Source organism: Streptomyces sp. ISL-87 (assembly GCF_018614095.1).
Classification (GTDB): domain Bacteria; phylum Actinomycetota; class Actinomycetes; order Streptomycetales; family Streptomycetaceae; genus Streptomyces.
Genome location: NZ_JAGGOY010000038.1, coordinates 68,133 through 92,733, shown reverse-complemented (window position 1 = coordinate 92,733; position 24,601 = coordinate 68,133). Strand labels below are relative to the sequence as shown.

18 protein-coding genes and 2 pseudogenes are annotated in these 24,601 nt (G+C 69.7%); 10 read left to right on the top strand and 10 right to left on the bottom strand.

Features of this window, described 5'->3' with window-relative positions; translation table 11 throughout:
• A pseudogene (locus J7I97_RS15115) lies at window positions 1-1,650 on the bottom strand (DUF885 domain-containing protein); the annotation flags it as partial.
• 110 nt (window positions 1,651-1,760) lie between these two features.
• Complete coding sequence (locus tag J7I97_RS15110) at window positions 1,761-2,972, bottom strand: FAD-dependent monooxygenase (protein WP_214935028.1); 1,212 nt, start codon at window positions 2,970-2,972, stop codon at window positions 1,761-1,763.
• Window positions 2,973-3,117: 145 nt separating this feature from the next.
• Here J7I97_RS15110 and J7I97_RS15105 point away from each other — a divergent pair, with 145 nt between their 5' ends.
• Window positions 3,118-3,384 carry a hypothetical protein gene (locus tag J7I97_RS15105; protein WP_214935026.1) on the top strand — a complete coding sequence of 89 codons (267 nt, stop codon included), beginning with the start codon at window positions 3,118-3,120 and terminating at the stop codon, window positions 3,382-3,384.
• A gap of 239 nt (window positions 3,385-3,623) precedes the next feature.
• On the opposite strand, the pseudogene J7I97_RS38510 reads toward J7I97_RS15105, so the two are convergent.
• Window positions 3,624-4,391: pseudogene (locus J7I97_RS38510) on the bottom strand (IclR family transcriptional regulator C-terminal domain-containing protein); the annotation flags it as partial.
• A gap of 866 nt (window positions 4,392-5,257) precedes the next feature.
• Window positions 5,258-5,836 carry an RNA polymerase sigma factor gene (locus tag J7I97_RS15095; RefSeq protein ID WP_214935024.1) on the bottom strand — a complete coding sequence of 193 codons (579 nt, stop codon included), beginning with the start codon at window positions 5,834-5,836 and terminating at the stop codon, window positions 5,258-5,260.
• Between the two features lie 407 nt (window positions 5,837-6,243).
• Between J7I97_RS15095 and J7I97_RS15090 the strand changes: the two genes are divergently transcribed.
• The 3 genes from J7I97_RS15090 to J7I97_RS40305 all read left to right on the top strand — a co-directional run bounded on the left by J7I97_RS15090 (window position 6,244) and on the right by J7I97_RS40305 (window position 8,922).
• Window positions 6,244-6,840 carry a dihydrofolate reductase family protein gene (locus tag J7I97_RS15090; RefSeq protein WP_214935022.1) on the top strand — a complete coding sequence of 199 codons (597 nt, stop codon included), beginning with the start codon at window positions 6,244-6,246 and terminating at the stop codon, window positions 6,838-6,840.
• Between the two features lie 134 nt (window positions 6,841-6,974).
• Window positions 6,975-8,429: a hypothetical protein gene (locus J7I97_RS15085; RefSeq protein ID WP_214935020.1), complete on the top strand. Its 1,455-nt coding sequence runs from the start codon at window positions 6,975-6,977 to the stop codon at window positions 8,427-8,429.
• Window positions 8,430-8,505: 76 nt separating this feature from the next.
• Window positions 8,506-8,922, top strand: a complete 417-nt coding sequence (locus J7I97_RS40305) for a transposase (RefSeq protein WP_374195473.1) — start codon at window positions 8,506-8,508, stop codon at window positions 8,920-8,922.
• Between the two features lie 118 nt (window positions 8,923-9,040).
• Here J7I97_RS40305 and J7I97_RS15075 read toward each other — a convergent pair whose 3' ends face one another.
• On the bottom strand, window positions 9,041-10,462 hold the full coding sequence (locus J7I97_RS15075) for a hypothetical protein (RefSeq protein ID WP_214935016.1): 1,422 nt from the start codon (window positions 10,460-10,462) through the stop codon (window positions 9,041-9,043).
• Between the two features lie 123 nt (window positions 10,463-10,585).
• Here J7I97_RS15075 and J7I97_RS15070 point away from each other — a divergent pair, with 123 nt between their 5' ends.
• Window positions 10,586-10,792: a hypothetical protein gene (locus tag J7I97_RS15070; RefSeq protein ID WP_214935014.1), complete on the top strand. Its 207-nt coding sequence runs from the start codon at window positions 10,586-10,588 to the stop codon at window positions 10,790-10,792.
• 467 nt (window positions 10,793-11,259) lie between these two features.
• On the opposite strand, the gene J7I97_RS15065 is transcribed toward J7I97_RS15070, so the two are convergent.
• Entirely contained in the window at window positions 11,260-11,709 is a 450-nt protein-coding gene (locus J7I97_RS15065; protein WP_214935012.1) for a Rieske (2Fe-2S) protein, read from the bottom strand.
• A 150-nt stretch (window positions 11,710-11,859) separates the two neighbouring features.
• Here J7I97_RS15065 and J7I97_RS15060 point away from each other — a divergent pair, with 150 nt between their 5' ends.
• The 3 genes from J7I97_RS15060 (at window position 11,860) to J7I97_RS15050 (ending at window position 15,291) form a co-directional block, all read left to right on the top strand.
• On the top strand, window positions 11,860-12,378 hold the full coding sequence (locus J7I97_RS15060; RefSeq protein ID WP_308363835.1) for a DoxX family protein: 519 nt from the start codon (window positions 11,860-11,862) through the stop codon (window positions 12,376-12,378).
• A gap of 261 nt (window positions 12,379-12,639) precedes the next feature.
• Entirely contained in the window at window positions 12,640-13,542 is a 903-nt protein-coding gene (locus J7I97_RS15055) for an alpha/beta fold hydrolase (RefSeq protein ID WP_214935007.1), read from the top strand.
• A gap of 339 nt (window positions 13,543-13,881) precedes the next feature.
• Entirely contained in the window at window positions 13,882-15,291 is a 1,410-nt protein-coding gene (locus tag J7I97_RS15050; protein WP_214935006.1) for a nucleobase:cation symporter-2 family protein, read from the top strand.
• Window positions 15,292-15,412: 121 nt separating this feature from the next.
• Here the strand turns inward: J7I97_RS15050 and J7I97_RS15045 are convergent, their stop codons facing one another.
• Both J7I97_RS15045 and J7I97_RS15040 read right to left on the bottom strand, forming a co-directional pair.
• A complete protein-coding gene (locus tag J7I97_RS15045; RefSeq protein ID WP_214935004.1) occupies window positions 15,413-16,135 on the bottom strand; it encodes a helix-turn-helix domain-containing protein in 723 nt (240 codons plus the stop codon).
• Between the two features lie 252 nt (window positions 16,136-16,387).
• Window positions 16,388-17,299, bottom strand: coding sequence for a hypothetical protein (locus tag J7I97_RS15040; protein WP_214935002.1), 912 nt, complete (start codon window positions 17,297-17,299; stop codon window positions 16,388-16,390).
• 392 nt (window positions 17,300-17,691) lie between these two features.
• On the opposite strand from J7I97_RS15040, the gene J7I97_RS15035 reads away from it, so the two are divergent.
• Both J7I97_RS15035 and J7I97_RS15030 read left to right on the top strand, forming a co-directional pair.
• Entirely contained in the window at window positions 17,692-19,089 is a 1,398-nt protein-coding gene (locus J7I97_RS15035; RefSeq protein WP_308363836.1) for an Ig-like domain-containing protein, read from the top strand.
• A gap of 156 nt (window positions 19,090-19,245) precedes the next feature.
• On the top strand, window positions 19,246-19,923 hold the full coding sequence (locus J7I97_RS15030) for an HSP18 transcriptional regulator (protein WP_214935000.1): 678 nt from the start codon (window positions 19,246-19,248) through the stop codon (window positions 19,921-19,923).
• Between the two features lie 15 nt (window positions 19,924-19,938).
• Here the strand turns inward: J7I97_RS15030 and J7I97_RS15025 are convergent, their stop codons facing one another.
• Window positions 19,939-21,945: a serine/threonine-protein kinase gene (locus tag J7I97_RS15025; protein WP_214934998.1), complete on the bottom strand. Its 2,007-nt coding sequence runs from the start codon at window positions 21,943-21,945 to the stop codon at window positions 19,939-19,941.
• Window positions 21,946-22,054: 109 nt separating this feature from the next.
• A complete protein-coding gene (locus J7I97_RS15020) occupies window positions 22,055-24,493 on the bottom strand; it encodes a lysylphosphatidylglycerol synthase transmembrane domain-containing protein (protein WP_214934996.1) in 2,439 nt (812 codons plus the stop codon).
• Window positions 24,494-24,601: the final 108 nt, after the last annotated feature.

The window sequence follows — 24,601 nt, the reverse complement described above, 5'->3', positions numbered from 1 at the left end:
AACAACGTAGGACCGCTTGAGGTCGAAGTGCGAGCCCTGTTTGGCCCGGGCGCTCTCCCGGCCCTGGAGCCATGCCCGTTCGCCGAGTTTGTACGTGATGGCCTGGGCGGGCCTGCCCAGATAGCGGACGGCCTCGCTGTCCAGGTAGGCGGCGGGCCGGCTGGAGTAGCGGCCGAGGAACTCCCGGGCCAGAGCGGGCGTCCATTCCTCGCCGGGGCGGAAGGGCGAGTGCGCGGGGATGCGCAGCCTCAGATGCATGCCGATGTCGATCACGACGCGGATGGCGCGCATCATCTGAGCGTCGAGATGGCCGAGGCGGTGCTGCGGATCGGTGAGGAAACCCAGCTCGTCCATGAGGCGTTCGGCATACAGGGCCCAGCCCTCGGTGGTGGCGCTGACCTTGCCGACCTTCGTCTGGTAGCGGGAGAGGTCGGCGGCGGCGAACGTCCAGTGCGCCAGCTGGAGATGGTGAGCCGGGAGCCCCTCGTGGTACCAGGTGGACACCAGATTGTGGGTGGGGAAGCGCGTCCTGCCCAGGGTGGGCAGCCAGGTCCGGCCGGCGCGGGAGAAGTCGAGGGACGGCTGGGTGTAGTACGGAGCCGCCGCGCCGCCGGGCGGCGCGATGCACGACTCGACGCGCCTGACCGGCTCGGCGATGTCGAAGTGCCGGCCGTCGAGCGCGTCGGCCGCCTCGTCCATGAGGGATTGCAGCCAGAGCCTGGTCCCCTCCACGCCGTCGATGCTCCGGCCGTGGTCGTTCAGCCAGGCCAGCACGTCCTAGGGGTCCCGCGCGTCGGGCAGGATGCGCGCCGCCTCGGCCCGCATCTCGGGCAGCAGGCGGTGGAACTCCGACCAGCCGTAGGCGTGCGCTTCGTCGAGGTCGAGGTCCGCGCCCGTGTAGTAGCGGGCGAAGCGTTCGTACCGTTCGTGCCCGACCGCGTCCGGCGCGCCGGCGACCTGAGCGCCGTACTCGCGCTCGAACCACTCCCCCAGCTCCGCGAAGGCGCGCGTGGCCTCCCGCGCCGCCGCCTCGACTTCGGCGGCCACGTCCTGCGGCGCGTCGGCGGCCAGGCGGCCGAATCCGCCGTTCTCGGCGCCCAGCCACTCCTGCATCTGCGCCACGTTCGCCCGTACCTGCCGTGGTGCGGCGGACAGCCCCCGGCGCACGCCCTCCGCGAGGGAGGCGCGGTAGCCGCTGAGTCAGCTGGGCACGGCCCGCAGCCGCTGGGCGATGGCCGCCCAGTCCTCGGGCGTACGGGACGGCATCAGGGCGAAGACCTTCCGCACCTGGTGCAGCGGCGAGGAGATGTTGTCCACCGCGCGCAGGTGCTCACCGGCCTCGTACTGGGCGAGTTCCGCGTCGAGCCGCTCCCGCAGCAGCCGCGCACAGCGGCGTTCGACGTCGCTGTGCGCCTCCGGCTCGGTCTCGGCCGCCGTGAGCCGTGAGCCGTGAGCCGTGAGCCGTGAGCCGTCCGAGGGTGGCGCGGGCTAGCTCGGCGCGGGCCTTGGCCCCGTCGGGAGAGTAGTCGGGCAGTCTGCCCGCGCCGTCGGGGTGCCGAGGTACGTGCCGGTGATCGGGTCGAGCCCCACCAGGGCGTGGACATGCGCGTCGGAGAGCTGGCGGGGCAGTTCACGATGAGGCCTCAACATGCTCAAGCTCTGCCCGGCCGCCGCCCGGGACAAGCCGCCGGATGCGCCTTTGGCCGGTATCCGGCATGCAGCCGCTGTGGGAGGGCATGCTTCATGCTCGGGCGGCGGATCTACGGGGTCATGGCCTGGCCGCCGATGTCGGCCGCTCCGGCGAGCTGCCCCTGCCACCACGACTGCGCCTCCATGTGGTTCATCGTGGCCCAGGCAGGGGTCTGTTCCACCTGCGCCCGGCCGAGCCGGCGGGCCAAGGCGACCAGCTCCCGCCCCGCCGCGCCGCGCGCCGCCTGGTACGCGTACAGCAGTTCCTCCCAGGAACCGGCCTGGCGCCAGGCGGCCTCGAAGGCGCTGGCGTCCTGGAGGGCTTTGGCCGCCCCGCTGGTGTTGTGCGGGCGCACCACGGTGGCGGCGTCACCGGCGAGCAGGAAGCGCCCGGCGGTCGTGCGGGCGGTCTCCAGGTCGTAGATGGGCTGGACGAAGGTGTCCTCCGGCTCCGTCAGAGCGATCACCCGGGCCCAGTACGGCGGGAATTCCCGGTCCAGTAACTCGCTCAGGCAGGCGGCGAGTTCGCCGGTCACCTTCCCCGGCGGGAAACTCGTCGGGTCGTCGAACCGCAACTGCCCGCTCTGCGGGGGCATGGCGTAGAGGACCCAGTTCACCCTGGGGCCGTCCGGCCCGGGGATGCGGTAGATGACGCAGCTCCCGCCGGGGAAGCAGACGGTGGTCACCGCTTCGGAGGGCCAGTCGCCGTCGCCGGCTGCCGCGAGCCGCCCGGCGTCGAAATTGCCGCGCCAGCAGACGTAGCCGGCGTAGTGCGGCCGGGACTCGGGACAGACCGCCTCACGCACCAGCGAGCGGTACCCGTCGGCGCCGACGACCAGATCGCACCGCTCGACGGCGCCGCCCGCCAGCCGCACCTCGGCCTGGTCACCGACTCCGGCCACTCCGGTCACGGTCGCGCCCTGCCGGTAGACCACGGAGGCGGGCGTCGCCTCGCGCAGCCCCCGCCACAGCAGGCCCCAGTGATAGGAGTGGAAGGGGAACGGCTGCTCCCAGAACACCCGCCCGGACGGCTCGGCCGCATCCCGGACCACCCACCTGCGCCGGTCCAAGCGGTGCCTGGCGATTCCTGTCGGCAGCGCGCCGGTGGCGGCGAGTTCAGCGGCCCGGTCGTTGTGGACGCACAGCCCCAATCCCCGGTCCGCCAGCCGCCCGTGGGTGCGTTCCAGCACCACCACCTCGCCCGCACCGGCGCGCGCCGCCGCCGAGGCGAACGCGCAGCCCGCAATGCTCCCACCGACCACCGCGACCGTACCGCCTCGCATAGCTGCTCCCTCTGCGCGATCCAACAGGGGTCGCCACCCTACTGAGACTTTCCGGTGCGGGTGGGTGGTTCGCGCCACCCTGAAGCGCACCTCCTGACCGGCGCTGACAACGGTTCGATCTCAGAACACCCTCGGCACGTTGCCAATGCGGACGGACGCCGTTACCTGCGGCATGGAGGATGAACGGAACGTCTTCTCGCAGGCACCGCTCGACGGTGAGCTCTGGCGCGACAGCCTGGTCCATGAAGACGAATGCGTGTGGTGTCTTCAACTGCGGCAGCCTGACGCCCCGGGCCTGTCCGTCCCTACCCTGCCGTTGCCGAGCGCCTTAAGCGGGCACGTGCGCAGCATGCTGGTCGCCACGTCCGCACTCACCGTGGTCTGCGCCGTCATCTCGGTTCTGGCCGGCTGATGCCACCCCAGGGACGTTCGGCAAGCCGAACACCCTGACGGGCATGGATGGTTCCGGTCCACAGCGACGAGGCCGCCGTGGACCGGACCCTTTGCCTCTACCTCTACCTATCTCTACACGGTCGTGGTCAGGATGCTGCTGCCCGGCTCGTCGGCACCGGGCTGCTGCCCCTGGCTCGCCTGGCCGTCGTGGCTCGCCGCATCCCCTTCCGTGTGCGGCCCGGGAGGGGAGCTCCCGGCGACGATGAGAGCGAGGAGGACGGCGGCCGCTTCGCTCTGCAGGATCCTGGCGGCCTGCTTCAGGCGCCGCCGGTCCGGAGCGGGCATGGACAGGGCTACGCATTCCGGGTTCGGGCCGGCCGTGATCGGCACCGCCGCGCACACCGTCCCGATCGCGTACTCCTGTAGGTCCAGCAGCGGTGCATTGGGCCGGCGTACATCGAGCTGGTGGAAGAGGGCCTGTTCGCTGGTGATGGTGTGGGAGGTGAACCGGCTCATCCGGTGACGGGCCAAGTGGTCCTTGCGGCCCTCGTATTCGAGCTGGGTCAGCAAGGCCTTGCCGACCGCGGAGGCGTGCGCGGCCGCGCGGAAGTCCACCCATTCCTCCACCACCGGGGCTGCCGGGGAGTCCGCGTACTGGGTGATGGACACCTCGCCGTCGGTGTAGCGGGCGACGTAGACGGCGGCGCCGACCGCGTCGCGCACCCACGACAGGGTCTGCCTCAGTTGCCCGGGGCCGTCCTCGCTCACCGCATCGGTCAGCGCGAGGGCCATCCCGGCGACGTACGCGCCGGGGCCGGCCGCGGTGGCGAGGTTCGCCCGCACGAGCTGCTCCATGACCCTTGCCAGTACCAGCTGCGGCAGCTGGGTCTCGCGGGCGATCTGTGCCAGGCTCACGCCTCCGGAGAACCGGTTGATGATCTCCAGGACACGCAGCGCCTGATGTACGGACTCCAGGGCGGCCGGAGCCGGCTGTCCTTCGGGGAACCGGCGCTCAGCGTGCGTCAGATTAGGCGGTCGCAGGGCCTTGAGCGCCCACGCGTTCGCCTCGTCCGTCAGGTGCTGCGGGCTGAGCTGTGCGTAGCGGGCGACGGCGACGGCGATCTCCGGGCTGGGCGTGAACACCTCACCCAGGTCCGGGTCCTCCTCCGAGGCCAGTGAGGTGACCGCCCGCCACAGCGCGGGGGCGAGCCGGTACCGTGCGCCCCCGAAGCGGCCCTGGACGGTGGTGAGCGCGGTGAGGTCCTGGGTCGTGATGGGCGGTGACGTCCAGATGACCGAGGCCTCGAGCGCTCCCTCCAGGTCGTCGGGAAGCGCCGGCAGGGAGGGCAGACCGTCGTCCGGGGGCAGGGTGTGGGCCTGCTCGTTCCAGTGGCGGGCGGTGGCCACTTCGGCGCGGGCGAGATGGTGGAGGTAGAGGCATTGGGCCGCGGTCCTGGAGCCGGCGCCCGCCGCGTACTGGAACCAGAACTGCGCCCCCTCCATGCGCCCGGCGAGGTGCAGAAGGCAGCCGAACAGAAGGGCCGACAACGGGCTGTGGGGCCAGGACTGCGGGCCGAGGGCGAGCTCGGCGAAGGCCTTGCTCTCCACCAGGTGCCCGGTCCGGGCGTCCAGCTCCTGGGCCGCCCGCACATGGCACGAGGCGTCCAGTACGAGATGGTCCGCCGCCGCTGGCCTGCTCTGTCCCGGCAGCGGGGCTCCCCTGCTCCCCCGCCTGGCCCTGGTCCGGGCCCGGTCGGCCACGACGCGGCGGGCGATCCGACGCCGGGCCGCGTCCTCGTCGTATCCCGCGTACTCCTCCGCCAACACCTGTGCGTCCTCCAAGGCTGCGTCCAGCTCGCACAGCATGCCGTCGCGGTCGCGTGTCATGTCGCTCACTGGTCCTTCTCCTCTCCAGGGGCCCAGTCCACCCCGAGTTTTCGGGACAGGGTTCGGCGTGCACCGCGGATGTGCGAGCGGACCGTCGCGGGGGAAATCCCCATCATCCGGGCGACCGTGTCGTAGTCGTTGCCCAACAGGAAGACCAGGAGCACCACGTCGTAGTGCCGCTCCGATAACTCCGAGATCGCCGCGTACAGGCCGAGCTTCGACTCCAGTAGCTCCAGCCGTTCTCTGGACGAGCGGCGGAGCGCGGCGAACCATGCCGTCTCCACCATGGCCACCGGACGGCCGAGGACCGCCAGGCGGCGCTCCAGGTGTTCGCGCAGGACGGCCCAGGCGAAGGCGTGCAGGCTCTCTTGGCTGAGGGCGTGCGGCCAGACCTTCAAGAGGAAGGTGAAGACGTCGTCGACGACATCCTCGGCGTCCTTGGGGGTGCCCAGCTGGAGATGGGCGTAGCGCAGGTACGCACGGTGGTGCTGGGAGTGGAACGCCGTGAAGTCCACCGGCAGGACACCCGCCAGTTCGATGGAGACCGCCTGGTCCCCCGATGGATCGAACTCGCCCTCGCTCATGCACTCCCCCTCACTACGTCGACGGCGAAGACGTGGACCGCGGTGGCGACTATCAGCACGAGGGCAACTGTCTCGACAACATTCACGTCGGCGCGCAACCTTCCGGTGAGATGTTCGGATGAAACGGGAGTGCTTGCCTGCCCTGCCCCCACGTCCGGCAGCGGAGAGCACCAAGGGCCCCTTCTCCCCACCCCATCGAAAAACGCGCCCGTTTGTGCACGCCGGTCCCACGAATTTCTTCAGAGCTGGCGCATCCGCTTCTCCGCACGCCCCCTCACGCCTGCGTGCGCTCCCCTGGACTTTGTGAGCTGGATCACAGATATGAGATCGCCACGGAGCGATGATTCCGAGGCGGCGCGACAGTCTCTATTGCCGTAACCCCCCAGCGAGGAAGAGGAGCCAGTCACATGCGCATCGTGATCAGTGAGTTCATCAGCCTGGACGGCGTCGTTCAGGCCCCCGGCGGCCCCGAGGAGGACACCGACGGCGGTTTCGCCCACGGCGGCTGGTCGCACCCGTTCTTCGATCCGGAGGTGGTGGGCGGTGCCTTCACCGACACGTTGAACAAGGCCGAGGCCCTGCTGTTCGGGCGCCGCACCTGGCAGACGATGGCCGCGGCGTGGCCCGAGCGGGCCGGCGACCCGTTCGCCGATCAGATGAACGCCATCCGGAAGTACGTCGTGTCCCAGACCCTGGGTGACGACGAGCTGACGTGGGCCAACACCACGCTCGTCCCCGGCGACAAGGCGGTGGCCGGCATCCGGGAGCTCCGCGAGACCGAGGGCGGCGACCTGCTGGTGATGGGAAGCCCCACGCTGGCGCGCACCCTCCTGCGCGAGGGCCTGGCCGACGAGCTCCGGCTCATGGTCATGCCGGTGCTCCTCGGCGGCGGCAAGACGATCTTCCCCGACGGCGGAACGCTGCGCACGCTGGAACTGGTCTCCACGGTCACCAGCGCAGCAGGGGTGCAGGTGTGCACCTACCGGCCGGTCGGCGAAAAGTAAGCCGGGGCTCCTGGGGCGTGCGCCGGACCCGACCGTGATCGCGGTATTCGGGTCCGGCACCGGCCGCCGCTCCTCCTGGTTCCACTGGCCTAACCCCGGATGCGCGCCCCCGGCCCAGCCGTGAGCCTGGCGGCATGAAGAAGCCCAGCGTGGTGGTCCAGGCCCCTGACATCCGGGGCCTGCGCGAGGTCACCATCGACGGCTCACCGGCGGGCAGCGCCTGGTCGCTGCGCGACCTGCGGAAACAGCTCCGCCGTGCCCACCTCCCGGAGGACATGGACCTGGAGGACCGGACCTCCGTGAGCTGGCGGGGGGCGGACAGCAGCACGTGGCCCGACCGCACTGGGCGCAGACGCGCGGTGATCGCCCTGATGACCGCCGGACTACTCGCGTCCATGACCCTGCTCGTCGACATAGGCAGGCCGGACGCCTTCGGAGCCCTGACCTTCTCCGGCCGCATCACCGGAATTCTGTTCATACTCTCGGGCGCCGCGGAGGGAATCGCGGCGGCGGTGGCCTTCGACTATTGGGGCAAGCGGACCCTGCGGTACGCGGGAGCGATCGTCCTCGTAGGTGTACTCATCGCGGTAGCCACGCAGAGCCTGTTGCTGTTCATGTGGTTCCAGGAGCGCGAGTACACGCCCTACCTGCTGATCATCTTCCCCGTCTCACTCTGGTCGGTGTGGGCACTGCGGATGCTCTGGCGAGAGCAGGCATGGAAAGGCATCCCCCATCCCAAAAGCTTTACCACCGGATTGGTGGCCACGGCGCTCCTGGCCTCTACGAATTTTGCGTACTCGGCCATTTATCAACCCAGCTCCACCCCACTCCTCATTGAAATAAAGGCCGAATTCGGGACACCTCAGACCGACCCCAAAGATCCGATCATTCACCTTCCAGTGAAATTCCACTTGAAGAACACAGGAAGAATAACGGCCTATGTCATCACCAGCTACTACTATGTCAAGGGGCGGTCGGCCCCATTCGACGGGACCAAAACCAGCATCGGTGAGCCGGAGTGGAGAAGGGACATGGAGGACGAGGTCGATATGGAACTTCACGTCGGACGCCCCAAGTACCGAAGGCTCAACGACGGCAAGATCCTCGACTCGGGCGACTACTTCGAACCAGGCGACAGCGCAGACTACGACAAAATAATCCAGATACCCAGAGACGCCCCATACGACTCGATAGAGATCGAATCGGGGATTATATTTCTGCGAGGGGATCGAGGAAGGATCGACGCGAAATTCGGCGAACCGATATATTCCTGGCTTGAAAAGAAAGATCGCTTCTTCGATTGTACGCCAGAGAGCCCCTGTTTGGATTACGTCGTGCACTACGGGAGAATGCACCACAACAACAACATCATCAATGTCACGCGCAGGCCACGCTATGTGAGCGCATGGCGATTTATCGATCAGGGAAAATCCGATGTCGGCTCGATGATTGCCCCGTTTAATTCCAAGGGGAGATTGTCTGACCAAGAGGACGACTCGGAGAAGTACGGCATGGTGCTCATCTCCCCCGGATACGTAGCGATCCCCTTCGCCGCACTACTGAACCTCTCACGCTCCAAGGGGCCCTGACCCGCCGCACGGCCGGCAGCGCGCACCGCACGGCGGGATCAGGATCGCGCCCGCCTCGGACTGCCGGACGGATGCGTTGTGGGTGCTGTTTCGGCGGGTGGTGCCGCCGACCGAGGTGATGCGTCCGCAAGGTGGGGGCCGGCGTCGGGCGGGTGACCGTGAGCCGTTGGCCTCGCTCGTCTTCGTGGCGACCTCGGGCTGCACGTGGCGGCAGTCGCCGCCGGTGTTCGGGGCGAGTTGGCAGACGGTCTCTCGGCGGATCGCTCAGTGGAGCCGGTCCCGGGCCTGCGCGAGGCCCCTTCCTCGTTCGTCAGGTCGAGCCGGAGCGAGCGGAGATGGCCCTGGCGATGTTCGACTCCGGTATCTCTACGCACGGACTCAGCTGGCGAAAGAACGAGAGTCTCCCGGCGGACACCTCGCACCTCACGGAACTGCACCTCGCGCTCGCCGCTGGGCACGAGAACCACCACCACAGTCCCCATGCCTGGGCTGATGCGGTTCGAGCCTGCCCCTGAGGCGCGTCGAAGGGGGTGGTCCACCCCCGGCCGCCTCGACGCAGTCCTGCCAGGCTGCTCCTCGTGAGGGTCTGCCGTGACCGTGTCATCGCGCCGTCACCTGCCCGACTGGTCCTGGCTTGCGCCCCTTTCGGTGGAGCGGGCCTTCTCCAGGAGCTCCTTGAAGGGTGTCTGCGTCATGGAGCCACGCACCCGCGCGAGACCGTACCGGTCAATAACCTCTTGGTTGAAGTAGGGAAATTTAGGATCAAAAATGATCCTGTCGCCCGGTGGCGAAATAGCCACATCTATGCGCGGCCATTCACCACTGGACACCCGCCACACCGTTATGCGCTGCCGACCTCGGGTCACATTGAGGATCTCGCTGCTGTTCGAAATCTCGGATTCATTCCTGTATTTTGCGGCTTTAGGCTCCCGGGGTTCCAATTCCTTTCCCATTCTTTTGAGTTCCTCGGCAGTCACCCGGGATTGCTCGTAATCGGTAGGCAGTGTCATTCTGTCCTTCCTGATCACGTACACCTCGGTCTGCGCCCTGATTGCCTCGTAATTCACCTTTTCGGGATTCTTGATCTCGACGACCGCATCCTCCGTAATTTCTTCCCCTGGATTCAGAACGCGGCCCGCCGGCGTGACGAATTCGCCATCATAGATCAGTTTGTGCGACGGAGGCCTGTCCTCAGAAATAATGTTCGCGGGCCCGCCATGGATCCAATAGATACTACCGAGTACATAGACCGGAATCTGGCCATCATTCTTTACGTACAAATGAACCGTCACGTACATCGCCGCCCCCGTTCCGCCCAGGCTTACCTCCTTGAACTCAGCCCTACTCATGATCAGTGGGGTGGTCACATAGGGAACATAGACCTGCGCATATGCCAGGTTGAGGCCGGCGAGGAGGGCGGGGACGATCGCTCCAATCACGATTCGCCGGGGATTTCGGAGACCCTTCCACGCCCGGGATCTGATGAGTCCAATCCCCGCCACTACAGACCCGACGAGGAAGAATATTGCAAACGCGGACCACCTGTTGAAATGCTCGCCGATCTGCAGCAGGAGAAGCGAGAAACTACCGAGAAAGACAATGACGACTCCGGCCAGAACAGCGGCTCCCGAATAGCGCCTTTCCCGCTTGTGCCAATAGTCGAGAGTCGCAGCCGCGGCGATCACTACCATCAGGCCCGCAGCAAGGACCGTAAATCCTGCGAGTCGTCCGCCGAAGGTCAGGGCATTTCTGCAGTCCACCCAGCCGATCCAGATGAGCAGGCACGCGGGCAAGAGGAAGCCGATAAACATGAGGCTGCCAACTGCTCGTCGCTGCACCGCTCGATGCGGCCAGACCGTGCTGTCCCCGCCGAGCCAATGGATGGGGTGCCCGGATGGCAGCCCGGCATGTCGCAGGCGTCTTTGGAGTACCTCGAGGGACCGCACCTTGCCTGCGGACTTGCCGTTGATCACGATTTGCCGCCAGCCAAAGCCATCGGGCGGCCCTACGGTTACCTCGGGCGTGATCGCCATAACACCAGCCTGCCGCTTGTCAGCCGGAGGCGCCCCTGGAGCAGCCATCGGGGTGCGCTGGACGCGGCACAGGGTGAAGCTGGTCGTGATGTGTTGGTGTCGCTCATCCCCACAGGAGCTCCCATGCGTACACGACTTCTCGGGTTCACCGCCGCTCTGATGCTGGCCGCTCTTGGCGCCGTGGGTCCCGTTGCACAGGCGGCCGTACCTGCTGTGACTGCCATCGGCGGGCCGGCGTGTGTGAAGGGTGGCGGAACGGTGGAGTACGACTCCGGTGCCGGCATTTGGAAGTGCGTGCGCGGCAGCCACGACGGCGAATCCATCAACTGACCACGGCGTTGGCACTCAGGCTTCGTTTCTAACGGTGGGCTGCAGTGGTGTGAGCAGCCCTCTGCTCGGTTCGTCGCACGCGGTTGATCTCGTGTGCTCCAGCTGCCTTCTCGCACAGTCCCGCAGCCCAGGCCGCCTTCGCCACGGCGGGCATCCCCGCCAGAGTCTCACCGTCACCCGTCCGGCGTCGGCACACCCCCACCCTGCGGCCGCCTCACCTCCGTCGGCGGTACCACCCGCCGGAACAGCACCCCACAACTCGTCCGGAACCAGCCGATCAACGAGCAGCCGGACCCAGGCGGGCGCCTTTCGGCCGGGTGTGAGGACGCCGCGGCTTTCCGCAGCGCTAAGGCGGTGGAGGCGGCCCGCCGCCGGCGCGAAGCCCATCGGCGCCGGGCGCCGGCAAGGCGGCGCTGAGTCCGGGTGCTCCTGCGCCGGGCGGCCGAGGCCGCCCGGCATCCAGAGCTTTAGCCGAGGGAGATCTTGGTGCCGTCGATGGTTATCTTCGCCGCCGGGAGAGGGCGGTTGGCGGGGCCGCCCGCGACGGCGCCGTCCTCGATCTTGAAATGGCTCTGGTGGCAGGGGCAGACAATGTGTCCGTCCGTCACCGAAGCGACCGAGCAGCCCTGATGCGTGCAGGTTGCCGAGAACGCCTTGAACTCCCCGGCCGCCGGCTGCGTGACCACCACCTTCTGATCCTTGAACACCTTGCCACCACCGACCGGGATTTCCGAGGTCTCCCCGAGCGCCTGGCCGCCGCCGCCCGCCGGGGCCCCGGCTCCCGCGTTGCCGCCCGCGCCGGCCGCGCCGTCGGAACCGCCCGAACCGCTGTCGCTGCCGCAGCCGCTCAGAACGCCTCCCGCCAGCGTGGCGGCGCCTGCCGCGAGGACCGTGCGTCGGCGTGTGGTGTCGTCCATTGCCGTATCTCCTTCGTCGTCCCTGAACTGCACCGGAGCATCTCACGCCTCCCCGGCCTCAGCAGGAACACGTCAGAATGCGCCCGGCGGTTCAACCTACTCGTCCCGGATCCGGCCGAACCACAACCCGGGTCGCGCCGTGTGCACGACGTGAACACCACATCCTCAGACCTGTGCGCCAGGGCAGCCCAGTACGCGCTGCTGCCGCTGCGCCTCTTCCTCGGCGTCACCTTCGTTTACGCCGGCCTGGACAAGCTGACCGACCCGGAGTTCCTGTCGGCCACAGGAGACGGCTCAATCGGGCAGCAGATGGAAGCCGTTCGGGGCTCCGCGGCCGTACCCGGGCTGGTCGACCTGTCCCTGAACAGCCCGGTCGGCTTCGGCATCGCGATGGCCCTCGGCGAGTTGGCCGTAGGACTAGGCGCCCTGGCCGGTCTGCTGACGCGGGTCGCGGCCCTGGGCGGCGCCCTGATCTCGCTCAGCCTGTGGCTGACCATCAGCTGGCCGACCGATCCGTACTACTACGGCAATGACCTGGTCTACCTGATGGCCTGGACCCCCCTGATCCTGGCCGGCGCCCCTGCCTTGTCCCTGGACGCGCTGCTGCACGGGCGCCGGGGCAAAGCCCGGGCCGTACGGCACGGCTCCCGGCCGAGCCCGGCCACCTGAGACTCCCTCACGTCCGCGAGGCCGCGCGACCAGCGCCCGCGGGCCAGTGACGCCCTGCCCGATCTCATCCGCGCGCACCGTTCTCGTATCAGCGGGCCCCCGTAACCACAACGGCGGTGCTTCGTTTAACCGGGCGGTCAGCGAAGTGCATGAAGCCCCGGGAGCCCCTGGCTCCCGGGGCTTCATGTTGTCGGCCTCGACCGCGGTGCCGCGTGGCCGAATTTGGATGATCATCGGATGGTCAACTCTTAACTTGCTCACATGGATGACACGACTGACACGACTGACACGATTCACGCAACTGACACGCGGCCCGCGGCGCCCACCTTCGTCCTGGTCCACGGGTCCGGCAGCAATTCCTACGCGTGGAATCCCGTTCTGTCCGAGCTCTCCCTGCGCGGGATGCGCGCCGTGGCGGTCGATCTGCCCGGGCACGGGCCCGGGGCGTACCTTCCGCCCTCCTACCAGGCCCCGCAGGACCTGGAGCGCCTGCGTACGGAGCCCTCGCCCATCAGCAAGGTGACCCTGGCCGATTTCTCCGACCATGTGACCGGTGTGCTGCGGCGGGCGCACCGGCTCGGCCCGGTGGTCCTGGTCGGCCAGAGCCTGGGCGGGGCGACCCTCAACGCGGTGGCCAATCAGGTGCCCGAGCTGATCTCCCACCTCGTCTACGTCTCAGCCTTCTGCCCCGCCAAGCGGTCCAGCATGGCGGAATTCCTGGCCACGCCGGAGGGGGCCTCCAGCGCGATCTTCCAGATGGCCGCCGTGCAAACCCCGCCCGAACTGGGCATCACCCGGGTCAACTGGCGGTCCAGCGACCCGGCGTTCTTCCGGATCGCCAAGGAGGCGCTGGCCGCGGACTACTCCGACGACGAGGTCCGGACCCTGCTCAACATCCTCGAACCCGACGAGTCGGCCGCGATCGGTGTCACCGATGCCCGAGGCCTGCCGGAGCAGTGGGGCCGGATCCCCCGCACGTATCTGCGGTTCACCGAGGACCGCACGATTCCGCCGGCGCTCCAGGACCTCATGATCAAGGAGGCCGACGAGCTGACCCCGGGCAACCGTTTCCGCGTACGGTCACTGCCCGCTCCGCACATCGGCCCGCGCGACCCGGGGCTGCTGGCGGATGAGCTGGAGCGCGTGGCGCGGCTCTGCGGCTGAGCCGCCGGGCCCGAAACGCCCGCTTTGCGAGCGGCGTGGGGCCGCCCGGCGTTCGCGGGCAGCCCCAGGCCCTCCCGGTTACTCGCGAGGAAACACATCATTTGGCTATGGTGAGCGACCTCGGTCGAGCTTCCTTCGGATCCCAAGAAGAAGCACGCCTTCAGTGCATCGATCGAAGGACGTCCTGCCAATCCAGGACCAAATCGCGGTATGGAGCGACGTGGTGTCGGCAACACCGCCCGACGTCGGCTCGTACGAGCCGGCCTGCCCTCGTCCTGTCACCCAGGGCTGGAGGGCGGCGGTCTTCTCATTCACCTACCTCGCGAAGGCAAGGCAGAGATGGCAACGCACGTCCCCCGACAGTCCTCCCGGCAGCAGCACACGCACCCTGTCGACGAGTTGCTCCCGATCCCCCAGCTCGCCCTCTACGGCTTTCAGCACGTCCTCGCCTTCTACGCGGCGGCGGTCATCGTTCCCATCCTCCTCGGGAACGCCTTGGGGCTCTCCGGCCAAGAGCTCGTCCACCTCATCAACGCGGACCTCCTGACCTGCGGTATCGCCTCGATCATCCAGGCCCTCGGGGTCTGGAAGGTGGGCGCCAGGCTGCCCTTGGTCCAAGGCGTCACCTTCACCGCGGTCTCCCCCATGATCGCCATCGGCACCGGGGCGGGCAGCGGTACCGCGGGCCTGCTCGTCGTCTACGGGGCGGTGATCACCGCAGGCATAGCGACCTTCCTCTTCGCTCCGGTCTTCAGCAAGCTCGTGAAGTACTTCCCGCCGATCGTCATCGGTACGATCCTCACGATCATCGGCATCACCCTCATCCCGGTGGCCCTCCAGGACGCGGCCGGCGGTGCGCAGCTGATCGGGAGCCCGGCGTACGGGGATCCGAAGAACCTCGCCTACGCGCTGGGCACCCTCCTCTTCATCCTGGCCGTGACCCGGGTGGGGAAACCTTTCCTCAGTAGCCTCGCCGTCCTGCTCGGGCTCATCGCCGGCACGGCTGTCGCATGGCTCTTCGGCGATGTCGACTTCTCGGCGGTGCGGGACACCGACTGGTTCGGGGTCACCACGCCGTTCCACTACGGGATGCCGCGGTTCGAGCCGCTCCCGGTGATCGCCATGCTGGTCGTCATGCTGATCACGATGGTGGAGACCACCGGGGACGTCTACGCCATCGGGGAGATCACCCGCAAGCGGGTCGACACCGACACGGTCGCCAGGGCTCTGCGCGCCGATGGCGTCGCCACCGTGCTCGGCGGCGTCCTCAACTCGTTCCCCTACGTGGCGTTCGCCGAGAACATCGGCCTGGTGCGCATGTCCAAGGTCATGAGCCGGTACGTGGTCGTCGCGGCCGGTGTGTTCATGGTCGCCCTGGGGCTGTTGCCCAAGGCGGGCAGCCTGGTCGCCGCGATCCCCCACCCGGTGCTCGGCGGGGCGGCCATCTCGATGTTCGGCATGGTCGCCGCGGTCGGCATCCAGATCCTGGGGAAGGTCGACCTGCGTGAGGAGCGCAACGCCCTGATCCTGGCGGTCAGTCTCGGCGCGGCACTGCTGCCGACCACGGTCGCGCCGTTCTTCGACCGGATGCCGGACAACTTGCGGGCCGTGCTCAACAGCGGCATCACGCTGGGCGCGGTCACGGCCATCGTCTTGAATCTGCTCTTCAACGTCTTCACCAGCCGCACCAGCATGGAGATCGACTGGGACGACGTCGGGGAGGCCGGGGCGGCGGCGCCCGCTCACTGAGGCACCCCACGGTCAGGGCTGCGGCCAGGCAAGGTCGGCACCAGGGCCAGGGCCGGGAGGACGCCGTCTCTTCCCGGCCCCGGCCCGTCGTGCGGGCGCCCGGGACGCGCAGGAGCGTACGTCAGCGGCCTCCCGTGGGGAACGGCGGTGCCTCGCCGGCCTCGCCGATCAACTCCCAGAAGTGGTCGACGAGTCGGGTCAAGTAAGCGGCACGCTCGGCGGTGATCTCCTTGAGCCGTGCGTCGTCGTTCAGGGCGACCAGATGTCCCATGTACCGCTCCGAGAACTCCGAGAACTCGGCGTGCATCGTACGCAGCGCGTCCCCCACGCTGGTCGCGTCGACCACGACGATCTCCGCCACCGGATCGACATGGACCTTCCACCGTCCGCCGATGGCCGTCCGCAGATGGCCGGCCAGTTCATCGACCCGGCCCATGATCCCGATGAGCTTGCGCAGGGAGAGGCCCAAGGCCTCCACCAGCGCCCTGGTCTGCCAGGTGTCTCCATGCCAGTTCTGTGCCGCCTCCGCCGCACGGTACTCGTGCGGGTCCATGCCTATGCGGTAGGCCAGGCGCTCCACCGTGAGCTGGCGGGCCAGCCGGTACTCCGCCAAGGTGCGCGGCTCGACGCCCATCAGGGCCGTCGTGTCGCACCACAAGACGTCTGCGAGGGTGAAGAGTTGCTGATCCGACGGCAGTCGGGAGCCGTGCTCCCAGGACGCGACCAGATCGGGGTGGACCGGCGTGCCGCAGGCTGCCATGGACTGAGCCACCTGGGCCGTCGTCAGGCCCATGCGGGCGCGGGCGGATCTGGCCTCGACGGGGGAAAACGGAGTGCTGTACACGTACAAGACACCTCGCAACGACCTCGGGCGCGGGGCGCTCGAGAGGAAGATGGACGGGTGGATGAACATCCAGGAGCGCGCACAGTAACAGACGTTCCAACGGTGCAATCGTCCATGCCCCTTCGATCCGAAGGCCTGACAGACGTTCAGGTATCGATCGACAAGCCCAGCGTCACCCCCGAGTTGACCGGCAGCGGTCCGCAAGCGCCTGACCTGGGCCGCGGCAGCCCGCGCCGCCGCGACCCCGGGCGGCTACGGCTTGAGCTTCACGAAGACGATCGAGCTGCCGAACTCGTCGGTGCCCGTGTCCGGGTCCTTCCCCATCGCGTTGGCGTTCACCTTCGCCTCGCCCTTGACCAGCGGGGTGCCGGCCTCGGGGGTGTGCACGGTGACCGGCGCCTTCCACGGAATCGCCTTGCCGGGGATGCAGTCCACCTCAACGCCGTAGCCGCCCATCACGTACGCGGGCTGCTCCTTGGTGACCGAGCCGAACACGTGCAGCCGGGCGGGCTTGGTGCAGGTGACCGTGCCGCTCAGGGTGGCCTTGCCCTTGACCAGTTTGCCGGTGGGGTTGACGGCTATGCCGAGCTCCATCGGCTTCGGCGGCGCCACGTCGCTGACCTGCACGCTGCCGAGCAGCTCCGAGCGGTCGTCGCAGTCCTGCTCGTAGCCTGCCGCGAACTTCTTGACGAGGCCGTCCTCACCGAATTCGAGCTCCGTGATGACGAAGCGGCCGCTCAGGGTGGCGCAGCCGCCGAAGTACCCGTTGACGAACAGGCTCGGAGCGGCGAGGGCCGTACCCGGCATCTCGGGGACCTTGACCGCGTTCTCGTACGTGCCCACCGCCAGCGCCTGCCCAGCGGGCGCGGCGAACTCGGCGGTCCAGGAATCGCCCGGACGGTTGATGACCACCCGGACCGAGTTGCGGTCCGCCGAAGCGGTGGCGTCGAAGGTGTCGCCCTGCCCGGTCCCGTACCAGCGGGCCTGGTCGGACCAGCCGTCCCCCTGGTCTCCGGACCAGTTGAAGGCGCCGTCCGGTACGGGCGCGGCGTGCGCGGCACCGGCACCGGCACCGGCCAGACCTGCGGTGAGTACCAGAGCCGCCGCGGTCGCCGGAGCCGCGAGGGTGCGGCCCAGGCCGCGTGCGGGCATACGGAATCTCATGATGTGTTCCCCCTGTGGTGACGATGTGATCAACCGGTGATCGAGTGTGCCCACAGGTGCCCGGATGGGCAACGGACTTGTCGGCCATGGTGGTTCACCGCCGCGGGCGGCAACACGTCAGGCGCCTCGCCGCGGCAGCCTCGGCAAGCGCTTGAGGTGGGCTGCATCGATGCAGCCCCGCTGACGCCCGTTGCCTCTGATGTTGCTCCGTACGAGTCGTCTTGGGTGCCCGTTCGGCGGCACGGACCGAGTCCATGATCATCATTTTGGCCCGCAATCGTTTTGATGCTGCCATACGGCCGTGGGCGACGATCTGGGAGGGCTGCGTGGCGATGTCATCGACGACCCGTGAGCAAAAGGCGCAACAGCGGCGAGGGGGCAAGGTATGGAGTGTGGCGGCCGCGGTGACCGGGGCCGCTCTCGTGGTCGCCGCGGCTCCGGGCCCGGAGACCGGGCAGCAGCCGGCCGGGGGTTCGCAGGCATCCGTCATGCTGCTGGTCGGAAGGGCCTTGGACGACGGTCGGGGCAGCATCGCCGGGCGGTGCGCGGTGGAGGCGCTGCGGGTCGCGCCGTGCAGCGGATGGCGGCAGCAGCGGGTGCTGGCCACCGCCCGGGGGGCCGGGTCGGTGCTGCGGGACCCGTCGTCCCGCGAATCGCCCCGGGCGGAACGAACGGTCGTACTGCCCACGGACGCCGACGGTCCGTTCGAGATCGCCCTCGCCGAGCCGGGGCAGCTCACGGATGTCACCGTCCACGACGAGCACGGGCGCCACGTCGGCGGCGAGCTGGGCCCGGAGGGCCGGCACTGGACCAACACCGAGCCGCTGCGGGCCGGTGAGGTGTACACGGTCCGGGTCGGCGCGCAGGACGCGGCCGGGGTGCCGGTCGGTGTGACCATGGCGTTCCGCACCGCGCCGCCCACCGACGAGGGCAGGCTCACGGTGGAGTTCGGGCCGAGGCCCGGGACGTACGGCGCAGGACAGATCGTGACGGCCGCCCTCAGCCACCCGGTCCCCGCCACGGACCGCCCGGCCCGGGCCAGGCTGGAACGGGCGCTCGAGGTGACCTCGGAGCCGGAGGTCGAGGGCGCCTGGCACTGGGTCGACGAATCGACCCTGCACTACCGGCCGCGCACGTACTGGCCCGCCCACGCCGAGGTACGCGTACGCAGCGGTCTCGACGGGGTCGAGGTCGGCGACCAGGACTACGGCGGCCCCTCGGACTCCCTGCAGCTCACCATCGGCGACCGGATCGAGGCGGTCACCGACTCCGCCGCCCACGAGATGACCGTTCGCCGCAACAGCACGGTCATCCGGACCATCCCGGTCACCACCGGCAAGGCGGGGTTCCGGACCCGAAGCGGCGTCAAGGTCGTGCTGGGCAAGGAGTACAAGGTCCGGATGCGCGGGGACTCCGTGGGCATCAAGCGCGGCACGAGCGAGTTCTACGACCTGCCCGTCTTCTACGCGACCCGGGTGACGTGGAGCGGCGAGTACGTGCACGCCGCGCCCTGGTCCGTCGAGGCGCAGGGCGAGGAGAACGTCAGCCACGGCTGCACGGGCATGAGCACCGAGGACGCCGCCTGGTTCTTCCGTACGGTCCGGGAGGGGGACATCGTGGAGGTGGTGAACAGCGGCGGGGAGCGGATGGCGCCGTTCGACAACGGCATCGGCGACTGGAACCTCGACTGGTCGGCCTGGCGGGCGGGGAGCAGTCTCGCCACCACACCGGAGGCCGCCCTCGCGCCGGATTCCCCTCATACCCCGTCACGGCTGCGCCCTCTCACGTGACCCGGGGCCTTCACATGGCGTGAGCCGCCGAGACCACGTCCAGGCGGTTCGGTCAGTGCCCGCCCATGCGCTTCAACGTGCATCTGTTGTAAGATGTCATCCAGGCGATGACAGATAGGTCGTCATCGAGAAGATGACGATCAAACGGAGCGTGCCGTGACCGCAGCCGATGAGCCCACCCGTCTCCCGGGGCCAGGGCCCGCGCCCGCCTCCTTCCTCGCCACCGCGGCGGCTCTGGAGGTCATTGTCCAGGCTGTGCGTGAAGCCCAGGAAGGCGAACCGGGAACAGCGGCGCCCCAGAGCGGTCCGCACCCGGCCCTGGCGTCCCTGCTGCTCCTGCGCGAGGTGCGCGAGCACCTCGCCGGATGGGAGGCAGGCCTGATCGAAACCGCCCGGGCGGCCGGAGCGAGCTGGGCGGATCTCGCCCCGCCCCTCGGCGTCGCCAGCCGCCAGGCCGCCGAACGCCGATACCTGCGCCTGCGCCCCGGCGCCGCCAACACCACCGGCGAACAGCGCGTCCAGGCCGTCCGCGACCGACGGGCCGCCGAGCGCAGTGTCACGGCATGGGCCCGCGACAACGCCGGCGGCCTGCGCCAACTCGCCGGCCAGATCACCGCGCTCACCGACCTCCCGGCCGCCGCCGAGGCCGCGGTCGGCGACGTGACGCGGGCGCTCGCCGACAACGACGCCGCGCGGCTGGTCGGCCCCCTGACCGCCACCCGGGGCCACCTGCACCCCGGACACGCGGACCTCGCGGACCGCGTCGACGCGATCAGCGACCACACCCGTCAGCTCCGGGACGCCAGCAACGAGCAGCGCGGCACCGGCACCTGACCCGCGAAGGCCCCGTCAGCTGCCCGAGCTGACGCTGACGGCGTTGTGCCAGACGGTGAGGTCCAGCGTCATGTACTTACTGGGTGAGTCCTCCGACGAGAAACCCTGGACCGTCACCAGACCCATGTGTCCCGAGCCCGTGGTGACGCACACCTGCCGTCCCTTCGAAAGCTTATTCACCTGGACGGTCTCGGTGAACCGGGTGTCGGCGCGGCAGGCGGCCAGGGATCCCTCCTGACCCGGATCGAGCAGCACCATGTTCCCGCCCGTGCTCTCCGCGTCGAGATACCCGCCGGTGTCGTAGGAGAGCTCGAACCCGCCGTCCTCACCCTTCTGGGGCCGGACATCGTCGTCCCCGAGCGTCAGGTGGTAGCCGGTGGTGAGGTTGATGTTCTTGTAGTCGGCGGGCTTCGGATCGGGCTTGGGGCTCGCCTTCGAGTTCCCCTGCGCGCCCCCGGTGCTCTTCTGGTCGCCCTGCGGAGGGGTGCCGCCCTCCGACGAGCTGCCGCCCTGCGACGAGCTGCCGCCTTGAGAGGAGCCGGTGCCCTGTGTCTGCTTGTTCTTGTCCTTGAGAAGGACGTACGCCGTGCCCGCGCCCCCGATGCCGAAGACCAGCGCGGCGGCGAGCGCGACGGCCGTGCCCCGCTTGCCCGCGCGCCTCGGGGGCTGGGGCCCCGGGTTCATGGGGTGGCCGGGGTGCGCGGGGTACGTCTGCGCGTGCGTCGGGAACTGGGTCGGGAACTGGGTCGGGGCGTACGCGTGGGCCTGCGCCGGAGCGGGCGGGCCGTACTGCTGATGGGGCTGCGGAGGCTGATGCGTCGCGGACGGCCCGTAGCCGGGGGTCGGGGCGGTCTGGGCGGTCGGGGCCACCGGCGCGGCGGGCGAGTGGGCGGCGGACGGGCCGTAGCCGGGAGGCGGGGTGGCCGGAGCCGCGGGCGTGGTCGGCGAGTAGGCCGCGGGCGGCGCGGTGGCGGGGGCCGGCGCGGTGGCCGGAGCGACCGGCGCGGCGGCCGGAGCCGCCGGAGCGGGCGTCGCCGGAGCCGTGGGAGGAGGAGTCGCCGGAGCCGTGGGCGGGGGCGGCGGGGTCTGGAGCGGGGCAGGGGCCGCCACTCGGGCCGTGATGTCGGCGCTGACCGGTGCCGGCAGCCAGTCCTCGGGCCGCCGCAGCACCGTCTCGGCGTTCGCCGACTGGCAGAGCGCGATGACCTCGGCGACCGACGGCCTGGCCTCGGGGTCCTTGGCGAGGCAGCGCGTGACCAGCTCCATCAGCCGCTCCGGGACCCCACTGAGGTCGGGCTCCTCGTGGACGATCCGGTAGAGGACGCCGTGCGAGGTGCCTTCGCCGAACGCCGGGGAGCCCGTCGCCGCGTACGCCGCGACCTGTCCGAGCGCGAAGATGTCGGTCGCCGGGGTCACCTTGCGCCCCGCGGCCTGCTCCGGGGCCATGAACGAGGGCGTGCCGATGGCGACGCCGCTGCCGGTGAGCGAGGTCGCGTCGGCGGCGTAGGCGATGCCGAAGTCGATGACGCGGGGGCCGTCGGCGGCGAGCAGCACATTGGACGGCTTGAGGTCGCGGTGCACGATGCCCGCGCCGTGGATGACCTGGAGGGCCTCGGCCATGCCTGCGATGAGCAGCAGTACCGCCTCGACCGGCAGCGCCCCGTGCGCGACGACCGCGTCGGCGAGCGAGGGGCCCGGTACGTAGGCGGTGGCCAGCCAGGGCTGGGCCCCGTCGGTGTCGGCATCGATGACGGGCGCGGTGAACAGGCCCTGCACGCGCTGCGCGGAGCGCACTTCCTGGGCGAACCTGCGGCGGAACTCGGGGTCCTCACCGAATTCCGGGCGGATCACCTTGATGGCCACGGGCCGGCCGCCGGGCGTGTACGACAGGAACACCTTGCCCATGCCGCCTGCGCCGAGTTTGGCGGCCAGCCGGTATCCGGCGACGGTCTTCGGGTCGTCTCCCGCGAGAGGCTGGAAGACCTGAGACGCACTACTCCGGTCCGGCTGCTGACCACTCATCAACTCATGTCTCCCACGCAGAACACCGATATCGAACGGCACCCTACCCAACGACGGGCCACCGGCGCCCATTCGGCCGCGGGAAGCGGAATCCGGCCGCATCACCAGGTCAGATCGCCTTGCGCCGCTGGAGCCAGAGGAAGGCAAGCCAGCCCGGGAGGACGGGCAGCCAGAAGGTGAGCAGCCGGAAGAGCAGGACCGGGGCGATCGCAGCGTTTTCCGCGATGCCGGCGGTCCGCTCCAGGGCGAGGGGCAGCGCCGCCTCCACGCCTCCCACTCCGCCCGGGGTGGGGATCGCGGAGCCGACGGCCACCCCGACGAGATTGGCGACGGCGACGGCGGCGAAGCCCGGGTGCAGTCCGAAGGCGCGGGTGCAGCAGTACAGGCAGGCCACGGAGGCGAGCGAGATCAGGAGTTGCCCGGCCACGCCCATGGCCAGTTTGGCCGGGTTCTGAAGCAGGTCCAGGAGCCTGGGCAGCACTCCGGCGAGCAGCGGCCGCAGGCGCGCGGCCAGCCACCGGCGTACGACGGGGACGGCGGTGGCCGTGCCGGCCAGTACGGCTGCCGATAGCAGGCAGGTGGTGAGGACGGTGGAGGAGGGCAGGGGGGAGGCGTGGTCGGTACTGGCCAGCGCGCCGAAGACGACGACGAGAAGGGTGTGGAGCACGAGACCGATGGCCTGGGTGACGCCGACGCTGGAGAGAGCCTGGGGCGCGGGTATGCCGGCGCGTTGGAGGAACCGGACGTTGAGTGCGGCTCCGCCGAGGCCGCTGGGCGAGACGAGGTTGACGAAGGACCCCGCCAGCTGGGCGAGCCCGGCCCGGCCGAACTTCAGCCGTTCGGGGACGAACCCGGTGAAGCCCATCGTCGCGGCCAGGTAGCTGGCGGCCGAGGCCAGCGCCGCCAGCGCGACCCAGCCGGGCTGTGCCTGGTCGATGACGGTGAACGGGTTGCCGCTGCCGGCGGAGAGTTGGAGCAGGAGCACGTATCCGGCGGCCGCCGCGCCGAGGACGGTGACCAGGGTGCGGGTGCGCAGCCGTTCAAGGCGCAGCGGCTCGGCGTCGGCCTGGGGGCGGGCGCGCAGGATCTCTTCGCGGATCCGCGTGAGCAGTTCGGGTACGGGTGCCGGTGCCGGTGAGCCATCGGCCGGGCGGAGCTGCTCGCGGTGGCGTTTGAGGGCGGCCCTGGTGTCGCGGGACAGGGCGAGCGGCTGCAGGAGGGGCACGGCCGCGCCGATCCTGTCGGGTCCCAGTGCGGCGATGGCGGCGGCCACGGCGCGTCGGGGGCCGGTGCGAAGGGCGGTCGTGGTGAGGAGCTGGGCGATGTCGATGCGCAGGAGCAGGTCGCCGGCGGCGACTTCGCCGCGTTCCAGGTCCACGAGGTGGACGCGGCCCCGGCTGTCGACGAGTACGGACTCCGGGACCAGGACGCGGTGCGCGATCTCCCGGCGGTGCAGCAGGTTCACCTGTACCCAGATGCCACTCAGCAGCTGGTCGGTCAGTTCGGCGTCGGCGAGCTCGTCGAGGCGCCGTCCGGCCAAGTGCTCGTACACCGCGAGCGCCGCGTCCGGGCCCAGCTCCGCCGTCGCCAGGAGCCGCCTGGTGCGTACTCCGGCGGCCTGGCCGGCGTAGGAGAGCAGGGCCTCGTGCTCCAGCAGGGTGCGTATGGACTGCAGGCCGCGGCCGCGGGGGGCGGTGCGCACCCGGATCCGCTGCCAGGCCTGGCGGAGGAAGCCCGAGGCCCGCGCGTGGCTGTCCAGTACGACCACGTCGAGGTCCGGGCGGCTGTCCTCCTGGTGTACGAGGTAGCGGCGGCGCTCTTCGCGCAGCGGTGTCCCGGGGCTCTGGCGGTAGGCGCGGGCGGGTGCCAGGCCGACCTGCCGGAGGCTGGCGAACAGGTGCCGTCCGGTGGGCCGATGGGTGTGCGGGGCGACGGCGTAGGCGGTGCCGTGCCCGATGGTCCATCCGATCAGCAGGGTCTGTACGAGGCCCAGCGCGGCCGTGTCGCCTGCGGCCAGGACCACCAGCGCGTGCAGGACCAGAACGGCCGCCGCGGGCCCGCGCCAGCGCGGCCGCAGCGTGAGCCGGGCCGCGGCGGTGAAGGCGAACACACAGGCCACGAGGGGGTCTCCGATGTCGGCCGCCCACAGGCCGAAGGCGGCGCAGGCCGGGTACGCCAGGACGGCCGCCGCGGCGGCAGCGGTGACCTGCCGGGCCTCGCGGCGGATGAACCGGCGGGCCACGAAGGCGACCGGCACCATCACGAGCGCCAGGAGGGTGGCGCGCCGGGCCACGTCGACGAGCAAGTGCGGTGCGCTGCCGGCGCCTTGGGCCAGATCGGCGTCCAGTCCGCTCGTGGTGCCGGGCGCGGTGCCCGCGAGCAGCAGGGTGAGCCCCGTCATGACCAGGCCCAGCAGGAGCCGGATCAGGGCTTCGGGCCGGCGGGCGCGTACCGACAGCAGGAACTCGTCGGGCAGGATGCCAACGGCGGGATTCGGTGGCTCGGCCGGCGGGACATCAGTTCGCGGATCCGTCGGGAGGTTGCTCATCGGTAGCACTTTTGACACACGCCATGCTCGCACGGGCGCTGCCACGACCCCGAGGGGGGTGAGGCGGGCTGTCACCGGACACGCCCGTTCGCGTACAGTCCGTGATGT

What these genes read in the sequence shown, in the direction of transcription:
- J7I97_RS15110 (WP_214935028.1), bottom strand. Translation starts at nt 2,972, where the DNA reads ATGCGAGGCGGTACGGTCGCGGTGGTCGGTGGGAGCATTGCGGGCTGC.
- J7I97_RS15105 (WP_214935026.1), top strand. Translation starts at nt 3,118, where the DNA reads ATGCGGACGGACGCCGTTACCTGCGGCATGGAGGATGAACGGAACGTC.
- J7I97_RS15095 (WP_214935024.1), bottom strand. Translation starts at nt 5,836, where the DNA reads ATGAGCGAGGGCGAGTTCGATCCATCGGGGGACCAGGCGGTCTCCATC.
- J7I97_RS15090 (WP_214935022.1), top strand. Translation starts at nt 6,244, where the DNA reads ATGCGCATCGTGATCAGTGAGTTCATCAGCCTGGACGGCGTCGTTCAG.
- J7I97_RS15085 (WP_214935020.1), top strand. Translation starts at nt 6,975, where the DNA reads ATGAAGAAGCCCAGCGTGGTGGTCCAGGCCCCTGACATCCGGGGCCTG.
- J7I97_RS15075 (WP_214935016.1), bottom strand. Translation starts at nt 10,462, where the DNA reads ATGGCGATCACGCCCGAGGTAACCGTAGGGCCGCCCGATGGCTTTGGC.
- J7I97_RS15070 (WP_214935014.1), top strand. Translation starts at nt 10,586, where the DNA reads ATGCGTACACGACTTCTCGGGTTCACCGCCGCTCTGATGCTGGCCGCT.
- J7I97_RS15065 (WP_214935012.1), bottom strand. Translation starts at nt 11,709, where the DNA reads ATGGACGACACCACACGCCGACGCACGGTCCTCGCGGCAGGCGCCGCC.
- J7I97_RS15055 (WP_214935007.1), top strand. Translation starts at nt 12,640, where the DNA reads ATGGATGACACGACTGACACGACTGACACGATTCACGCAACTGACACG.
- J7I97_RS15050 (WP_214935006.1), top strand. Translation starts at nt 13,882, where the DNA reads ATGGCAACGCACGTCCCCCGACAGTCCTCCCGGCAGCAGCACACGCAC.
- J7I97_RS15040 (WP_214935002.1), bottom strand. Translation starts at nt 17,299, where the DNA reads ATGAGATTCCGTATGCCCGCACGCGGCCTGGGCCGCACCCTCGCGGCT.
- J7I97_RS15025 (WP_214934998.1), bottom strand. Translation starts at nt 21,945, where the DNA reads ATGAGTGGTCAGCAGCCGGACCGGAGTAGTGCGTCTCAGGTCTTCCAG.
- J7I97_RS15020 (WP_214934996.1), bottom strand. Translation starts at nt 24,493, where the DNA reads ATGAGCAACCTCCCGACGGATCCGCGAACTGATGTCCCGCCGGCCGAG.